At 34.7% G+C, this 6186-nt stretch carries 6 protein-coding genes; 2 read left to right on the top strand and 4 right to left on the bottom strand.

The window, feature by feature from the left end; genetic code table 11:
- Positions 1 to 69 precede the first annotated feature (69 nt).
- On the bottom strand, positions 70 to 738 hold the full coding sequence (locus tag CYK47_RS14740; protein ID WP_122902538.1) for a hypothetical protein: 669 nt from the start codon (positions 736 to 738) through the stop codon (positions 70 to 72).
- 191 nt (positions 739 to 929) lie between these two features.
- Here CYK47_RS14740 and CYK47_RS14735 point away from each other — a divergent pair, with 191 nt between their 5' ends.
- Both CYK47_RS14735 and CYK47_RS14730 read left to right on the top strand, forming a co-directional pair.
- Complete coding sequence (locus CYK47_RS14735; RefSeq protein WP_122902537.1) at positions 930 to 1856, top strand: MobA/MobL family protein; 927 nt, start codon at positions 930 to 932, stop codon at positions 1854 to 1856.
- A gap of 329 nt (positions 1857 to 2185) precedes the next feature.
- Positions 2186 to 3097, top strand: a complete 912-nt coding sequence (locus CYK47_RS14730; protein WP_122902536.1) for a replication initiation protein — start codon at positions 2186 to 2188, stop codon at positions 3095 to 3097.
- A gap of 149 nt (positions 3098 to 3246) precedes the next feature.
- Here CYK47_RS14730 and CYK47_RS14725 read toward each other — a convergent pair whose 3' ends face one another.
- The 3 genes from CYK47_RS14725 to CYK47_RS14715 form a co-directional block, all read right to left on the bottom strand.
- Complete coding sequence (locus CYK47_RS14725; protein ID WP_122902535.1) at positions 3247 to 4194, bottom strand: Abi family protein; 948 nt, start codon at positions 4192 to 4194, stop codon at positions 3247 to 3249.
- A gap of 149 nt (positions 4195 to 4343) precedes the next feature.
- Complete coding sequence (locus CYK47_RS14720) at positions 4344 to 4613, bottom strand: helix-turn-helix domain-containing protein (protein WP_122902534.1); 270 nt, start codon at positions 4611 to 4613, stop codon at positions 4344 to 4346.
- Positions 4614 to 4844: 231 nt separating this feature from the next.
- Positions 4845 to 5861 carry a P63C domain-containing protein gene (locus tag CYK47_RS14715; protein ID WP_122902533.1) on the bottom strand — a complete coding sequence of 339 codons (1017 nt, stop codon included), beginning with the start codon at positions 5859 to 5861 and terminating at the stop codon, positions 4845 to 4847.
- Between the last annotated feature and the right edge of the window lie 325 nt (positions 5862 to 6186).

Here is a 6186-nt window from a genome sequence, read left to right as displayed (position 1 = left end):
TTTTTACGTGAATTAGAACGTTCCACGCTTAATATTTAAGCAATGTTCCACGATTTGATTTAGCGTAAGTTAAGAATCTGGATATAATTCCTCGATATATTCATCAGGACAACGTGGGTCGTCAGCAAGTTCTCGAAGTAAGTCGCGTAGTAGCCAAGTTTTGTCATAAGGGAATGGGCTCATAACTCCATAACCTTCAAGTAAAGTTCTTAAAAACTCAAGTTCTGTTTGTTTAGGCTCAAGTTGTTTATGCAGCTTCAGCAGCAGACCGCCTAAAAAGAACTTTTTTTGATTCTCCATTTTTGCTTTTGAAACTTGCTTTTTCTCTTGCTCGTAAATTTTACGCTCTAATTCCTTTTTCTTGGTGTTAAAGGTCTGTTTTTCATTTTTCTTGGACAGCAGTAGATCTAAAACCTTTTGTAAGTTAAAGAAGCTATCTCGATCATCATTCTGACTAAGTTGCCATGCCAACATTTCTAACTCTGAAACATATTCTTTGGCTGAAATTTCTTTTAATAGAGCATCTCGCTTGCGTTGAGCAAGCATATCTCGACGTAAAGCCAATAGCCATTTTTGGTCTTCTTTTGGTACTTCACCTCCAGCAAATTCCTTGTAGAACTGGATGCAGCGTTTGTCATTCGCTTTAAGGTATTTAAGGCTAGAAAGATACGTGTCAAGCTCGCCTAACAGCTCTGCATTATCATTAAAGTCAATTGGTTTTCTACCCGCTTTAGCCATTTTATATCTTCTTTTTAAACAGATTTAACCATCATATTTTTTGTAATAAACGATGTGCAAGGAATTTAATTAATTTAATTTGTCAAAATTAAATTAATTAAATATCTCGTTTCCGTGTGTTAAATTAAATCGAAGATTTAATTTAACACACTCTCACTCGCCCTACGGGGTCAAAAAAATAGGAGCGATTTATGTTTTTTGCAGGGCTTAAGCATCTGACCAAATCGACTTACTTGACCCAAACAGGCAGGACAATTAAATCGGCATCAGCACAAGCGGCTTATCACTATTTGACTCGGACAGGTCAATTTAGTCAGCGTAAATCAAATGAAGTGATTGAGTTTGAACAGCATGGAAACATGCCATCTTGGGTTAAATTGGATCATGCAAATTTTTGGAAGACAGCAGATCTTTATGAACGTGAGAAAGGGCGCATTGCAACGACAGTGGTCATTGCTTTACCTAACCATATTCGTCCTGAACAGCGCATCGAACTTTCTCAGGCTTTGATTCAAGAACTCTGTGATCAGCATCAGTTCCCCTATTCTGCTGCCATACATCGCCATGCAGGGTCATTAAGCGACATTGATCAACCACATTTGCACATCATGTATTCTGAACGTGGTTTAGATGGTATTGAGCGTTCTCCGGAGCAATTCTTTAAACAGTGGAATCGTAAAGCACCTGAACGTGGTGGAACTCGTAAGCTCACGGCTGATGTACTGGGTTATGGTCGTGATCATATCGAAGTGTTTAGAGAAATTGTTGAGCAGCAGATTAATCAGATCTTAAAGAAATATGCACCGACCAAGACCATCGAGATCAAAGGCGAAATGGTTGAAGTACCGAGTTTGGTATCACGTTTATCGACCAAAGATTACAACACGCAATATGGCAAAGCCTTGAAAGAAGTTCCAATGATTCCTCCATATCTGATGTATTCCAAAGATGAGGATGATATGCAGGAATTAGATGAGCTTAAAACCATGATTCAAGAGCATCGTAGATTCAATATCGAGGAAATGTATTCTGAGTATTACGAAGCCCACATGCGTTTAAAGGCAGAGAAGCAAAGGCACTATTCAGCATCGTATTTTGATGACCCAAGTCCTTTTTAATACGTAATAGGGTTTAAGGAAAATACGTAATAGGGTTTAAGGAAAAATACCTAATAGGGTTTAAGGAAAAATACCTAATAGGGTTTAAGGAAAAATACTTAATAGGGTTTAATTGTATATTTAAAAATATTTATTTTTTATTTTAAAAATCAAAGTTTTACTTAGATATTTAAGTGTGATAGATTTTTGACAGGCGAAAAAAAACAGGTCTGCAAACCTGTTTTTTTTCGGAATTTTAATAAATGCTTGAAAACACTAAAATTAAAACACCCAAAACTTGGTTTAATTTTAGCAGTGTTTGCAGGCAATGCAAGTGGATACTGTTGTAAATGCAATATAACAACCTAAAAGATTCCGAATTTTGGACATTTTTTTATCAAAATTTACCTTATAACCCATACTGCATGGATGAAAAACCCGGGTACATGCTTATTCGTACTAAATCTATTGCGATTAAAAAGCCCTATATTCAAGTAAATCCCCCCCTCACCACTATTTACTTTGTCTTTGATGATGACAAGGACGATTCAGCCTTGTCTTGGTTTGACGCAGGTTTGCCAAAGCCTTTTTGGACAACACAGAATCCTCTTAATGGCCATTGTCATCACTGCTATAAACTAGAGATACCGCTTTGTACAAGTGAGTTTGCTAGTATCAAAGCGATTAAGTACGCTCAAGCAGTTTATTATGCCTATGCGCTCAAAATGGGGTCAGATGTTGGCTACTCTCAATTGATCACTAAGAATCCTTTACATCCCCAATGGCGTACAACGTACTGGACGAAAGAAGCCTACACGCTTGATTACCTTGCTGAGTTTGTCGATTTACCGAAGAAGCTGCCTAAAAAACTTGAAGTTGTTGGTTTAGGGCGTAACGTAACCATGTTTGAGAAAGGTCGTTATTGGGCTTATAAGGCGATAAGGGACTATATGCACCATAACTCTAGCTACGAGTGGGAAAAAGCAGTTAAAGCGCAAATAGAAGCGATTAACAGCGAGTTTGAGGAGCCTTTACCCTACAGTGAAGTAAAAGCTACGGCAAAAAGCATTGCGAAGTGGGTTTGGCAACGGTTCAGCTATGGTAATTTTAGTCAGATACAAGCTAAACGTGGTGCTAAAGGTGGTGCTAAGTCCAAGAGAGGTGCTAAAGCTGATTCAGAGCGTTCTATGAAGCCGTGGGAAAAACTAGGAATTAGTCAAGCAACTTACTATCGAAGAAAGAAAAAAGGACTGATAAAGTGATAGCAAATAAGCCTTATCAGATAACAGCTCTTTTTAGTAATGTTTTAGCTTGTTGTGCTGCCTGATCATCAATCTGTATCTTTCTATTTCGTCTAAGAGATTTTATGTTAAATAATTGAAAGACTCCCAGAAGGAGCCTTTCGTACAAGTTAAATAATATGAGTTAATCCAAACACTTTTTCATTGTATGAAATAAATACAGTTTCTTGTTGAGCTATAGATAATTTTTTTCTTAATAACCGTTTTTGCTTTGTTGTAAATTGCACATATTTCCCTTTATTTTGATACATATATAGTTCTTGTAATGAACAAATTCGCTTAGAATGATTTATTAAATTAGTGGTCATAAATTCTTTGTGCAAACGCTTCCCCATTAATTCTAAAAAATATTCCATTTTGGTGATTTTTTGACGAATAGTTTGTATTGCTCTAATAGATGTAAGTCTATGGGTACTACCTTTAGTCCAAATTGGTTCATGATGAAATACTCTATTACGATACTTTCTAATATCTGTTAAGTAATCATGCATATGCTTTAGGGCATCTACAGGACTTGAGCTAACTTTATTATATTGTGGGAAAGCACTACCAAGAGAACTAGGCCATAAGTATTGAGATGAGCTAGAATTTGATGGTTTAAAGAAGCCATTTGTTAAAATAAAAGTCCAAGTAGAAAATTCAGTTGCAGCAATTATTTGATCATGTGAAAAAGTTGGAATAGGAGTAGGTATTGGATCATCAAAGTCTAATCCCAACCTTTCACGTTCGGCACTTTCCCAATTATTTTTTAGACTTCTCTTTGCACGTTTGATGTTACCGATAAATTTTTCGCAGCTTTTATCGTCATGATCATATTCAAAAGTATCCCACCAGTAGTCACCAAATCTTTTTTTAGCTGCTTTATCAATTGCATTTCGAGCAAATATTTCTATAAAGTGAAATAGAGGATACATTGTTGCTGCAACTTGTTGACTCCAGATATAAGCGCCCATTAACTCATGATCATTATTAACATCAAAGGTTAATTTATAGGGATGTAGACGTGATTGTGTTAGATGTAAATTAAGAGCTGAATAAGTTTGTGTTAAATTTTTCATACAAAAGATGCTTTTAAATATTAAAAATAAGTATTAGAATGTGCATATAGAGTCTGAAGTGCTCTTCTTCCCTTGATTTATCAAGTTCTAGTCGACCTTCGCTATAGACAAAAAATTTGAAAGCTCACCTATGGTGAGCTTTCTTCGTTTTAAAAATTAGAAAAATCATTTGCATCTAGAGTTTTAATTGGAGTGTACCCGAGGACTAATAGTTCTTGTCTTAGAGCATTAACTTCATTGCTTAAATTCCTAATTTGTATTTCATAGTTTGCTTCTCTGATCCATTGCCCCATATGTTGAGGGCTAATTCCCATAAGTCGAGCAATACTAGCTTTTGTATAACCAAATTCTGTATGTAAGACATAAGCCATTAATTTTTCTTTTGCTCTGTCCATATGAGAAAAGTCATCGAATCCCATTTTTTAAAACCTTATCAAATTAAAATATTTTAATAAATTAACATTGTAACTTATATATGTAAATTATAAATACAAGTTATCTTGTGGTTTTTATTTGCACATAGTTATACAAAATAGGATTTTTATAATTGGTGCAAAGTATATGTAATTGAATTTAAAAATATTAAATTAATGGAGATCAAAAATAACTAGAAACACCTTAATTAGATGTCTCTAGGTTAGATGGATTATTTAAACGTCATAATCTAGGTCTAATTGGGAGCTTAAAGTATATTTTGGGTAAACTCTATCAAGAGATTTTCTATAGCCACTCCATGTATCTGACGCTTTTAGCAATGCAATTACACCCGAAATATGTTCCTTTAATTTAGGATGTCCTTTATCTGGATCAAAATACATATGGTGCTTAGCAGATCTATGCCCATTTTCACCTATAGGATTCTTTCTATTTAATTCTTCTGTAATACCAGGAGCTAATCTATCGTAAATAAAATCATTGGTCCAAGCTGCAATAACACCAGGTCTTTTAGTATTCCAAGGCTCAAATTTCCAGCCTCTTAGTCTATAAATTTCTCTATAAAAATCAATTGGAAATGTTCTAGCCCATTTTTGTCTATCGTTGGTTAAAAATTCTTCAAATATCTTAGCTAAAGCATCTTTAGCTCTAACATCTTGATATTTAGTAGCTTCGTCTACAAGAGCTATAATCCCTGTCTTAGCTAAAGCTCTAATCACTTCCTTAGCATTTTTAGCTATGATTTTCTGTCTAGTACCCAATGAAATTTCATCATCTGCATCTAACCATACTTCACAAATATGAGGAATTGTATCTGCTCTAATACCTCTAGCAATATTCCCATTTTTAGTTCTGTAATCTAAAGTTATCGCTTCAAAATCCCCTAAATGCTTTTGGACGAAAGGTCTCAAAGATTTCATTGCTAAAAATTGAGGTATGTTTGCTTCTAGCTCATCTTCGCTTCGATTTTTTGAAATCCATCCGCTGTAATACATTCCCATTCCATTCATGAAATCACTTTGCGTAATAACGCGAGTTTCATCGGATAAAACATCACATTGGAATATCATATTTCCGATTTTTAATTCACCAGAATGTTGAGATTGGGGAATATTATTGTGCTTATCCCACCGTACTGCAGCAGCTTTCTTTGCAATCTCTGATCTTGATTGGGAAGATAAACTTTCTGATCTTGCTTTAGCAGCTTTAATTTTTTTTGGATCTTTTTCCATGAGTAAATTCTCTTATGCTTGCATTTATATTATGCAAGCATAAGAGAATTTACTCATGCTTGCAAGATTTTAATGCAAGCATAAATATAAAGAATTTCTAAAATTAACATAATACACGTTATACGAAATCAATTTTATTATCTTATAAAATTCAATAATTTAAACAAAAACAAAAAGCCCAACTCTCACCAGTTGGGCTTTTTACGTGAATTAGAACGTTCCACGCTTAATATTTAAGCAATGTTCCACGATTTGATTTAGCGTAAGTTAAGAATCTGGATATAATTCCTCGATATATTCATCAGGACAACGTGGGTCGTCAGCA

This window comes from Acinetobacter sp. B51(2017), assembly GCF_003711395.1.
Lineage (GTDB): Bacteria > Pseudomonadota > Gammaproteobacteria > Pseudomonadales > Moraxellaceae > Acinetobacter.
Note: the sequence above shows the minus strand (reverse complement) of the source record. Positions and strands in the feature narration are given on the sequence as shown.

What these genes read in the sequence shown, in the direction of transcription:
- CYK47_RS14740 (WP_122902538.1), bottom strand. Translation starts at nt 738, where the DNA reads ATGGCTAAAGCGGGTAGAAAACCAATTGACTTTAATGATAATGCAGAG.
- CYK47_RS14735 (WP_122902537.1), top strand. Translation starts at nt 930, where the DNA reads ATGTTTTTTGCAGGGCTTAAGCATCTGACCAAATCGACTTACTTGACC.
- CYK47_RS14730 (WP_122902536.1), top strand. Translation starts at nt 2,186, where the DNA reads ATGCAATATAACAACCTAAAAGATTCCGAATTTTGGACATTTTTTTAT.
- CYK47_RS14725 (WP_122902535.1), bottom strand. Translation starts at nt 4,194, where the DNA reads ATGAAAAATTTAACACAAACTTATTCAGCTCTTAATTTACATCTAACA.
- CYK47_RS14720 (WP_122902534.1), bottom strand. Translation starts at nt 4,613, where the DNA reads ATGGGATTCGATGACTTTTCTCATATGGACAGAGCAAAAGAAAAATTA.
- CYK47_RS14715 (WP_122902533.1), bottom strand. Translation starts at nt 5,861, where the DNA reads ATGGAAAAAGATCCAAAAAAAATTAAAGCTGCTAAAGCAAGATCAGAA.